This window comes from Spiroplasma endosymbiont of Megaselia nigra (genome assembly GCF_003987485.1).
Classification (GTDB): Bacteria; Bacillota_I; Bacilli_A; order Mycoplasmatales; family Mycoplasmataceae; genus Spiroplasma.
This window is the reverse complement of record NZ_RCOO01000232.1, coordinates 1-1,550: the sequence shown is the minus strand read 5'-3', so window position 1 is coordinate 1,550 and position 1,550 is coordinate 1. Positions and strand designations below refer to the sequence as shown.

At 23.9% G+C, this 1,550-nt stretch carries 3 protein-coding genes; all 3 read left to right on the top strand.

Annotated features, from left to right (window positions below; translation table 4 throughout):
* A partial coding sequence (locus D9R21_RS06385; protein ID WP_206609249.1) for a hypothetical protein occupies window positions 1-241 on the top strand: 241 nt, incomplete at its 5' end.
* Between the two features lie 12 nt (window positions 242-253).
* Window positions 254-1,147, top strand: a complete 894-nt coding sequence (locus tag D9R21_RS06380) for a hypothetical protein (protein WP_126821532.1) — start codon at window positions 254-256, stop codon at window positions 1,145-1,147.
* Between the two features lie 20 nt (window positions 1,148-1,167).
* A complete protein-coding gene (locus tag D9R21_RS06375) occupies window positions 1,168-1,437 on the top strand; it encodes a hypothetical protein (protein WP_126821531.1) in 270 nt (89 codons plus the stop codon).
* Window positions 1,438-1,550: the final 113 nt, after the last annotated feature.

Sequence of the window (1,550 nt, the reverse complement as noted above, 5' to 3'; positions counted from 1 at the left end):
GACAATTGCTAAAGTATTAAAAATGCAAGAACAATTTAAAAATAACTTTAATAAAGATAAATTGTTAAATACGCTAGAAGATAGTGCGGTTACTAGTTTATTGGGTAATGGACTAGTATTTCAAGCATATAAACAACTTAGAACAAAACAAGATTTAAACAAAATAATTAAAACAAAAACATTACTAAATAGTAAAAAATTTATATTAAATAAAATATATTCTAAAAAAAGTAAATGATAAGGAGATGATTAAATGTTAAATGAATTATGACAAAATGTTACTTTGGAAAATTATAATAATTTTAATCCAATGACAGGTAAAATTACACAAGTTCCAGTTCGTTATAATAAGTTCTTTAAAGGTGATGTAGAATTATGATTTAAAACATTTGCTTTAAGAGCTCAAAATATGATTAATTCTTACTTAAACTATCCTTTTATAAAATTAAAATTTGAAACATTTAAAGACCCTTTATTAAAGAAAATTTGTATTAATATGGTGTTTATTACGATTGAGCATTGAACATTTAACCGAATTCCAATTGAGTTTTTTACTTCGGCAAATATGAGTGTTGGTGATATTAATTATTCTTCACAAAATGACCCGATAGCAACATGACAAGGTCTATTGCCTACCTATGCAAAATCATTGGCTAATTTAACAACTTTAAAAAAAATGTTTCGTACTTTTCAGGAAGAAGGTATTGATTTAACGATGATAGATTTAGAAGCATATTATACACAATTAGAAGTTGACTCTCTATTAGATAAAATTGTTATAGAAAAAATTAAAGATGATAAAATCACAAAATTAAAAGAAGAAATTGTAGAGGAAATAAAAAATCAAGTTTCATACGATTTTATCAATAATTTAAAAGAAGCATTCAATTGAGAAGTTGTTGATACAAGTAATTTTGTATCAAATTCATCAAGTACGTATCAAATAAAAAATTATGATATTAATAATTATATTTATAATATAAGTATTTCAGACCAAGAAAATAGTGCTATAAATCTAACTTTTACAACTTTTAAAAATCATCCTGTATATGAATTTTTTGTACCAGATATTATAATTTTAAGACCCAATGGTCGTATTGAATCAAATAAAAAACTATTTTTTATACATGTTGAAAGAAAAAAGTAAGCTAGAAAGGAGATGTTATTATGCCAAAAGTAGAATTTAAAGATGTAATTATGTTTTTGAAAATCTTTGGAGTTTCATCATTGTTTTTTATTGCAGGAATTATTATTTGTTTTATAGGGCCAACTAAATTAGGAATTGGTTGACCTGCATATGTAATTATTGGTGCAATGCTTAATGGTTTTGGGGTTGTTGTTTTAATTATTGAAACAATTAGATTTATCAAAACTCATAACAAACAACAAAAAAAAGATAGTATTGAAGATGTTATTAAAAAAGAAGATACAAAATAAAGAGGTGATATAAATGGGATTGTTACCAGCCAAAAAGAAGTTAAAGAAAAGCTATGATATTGATAGTTACTATCTTAATTTAGCATCAACGATTACTAATCGTAAAAATGTTA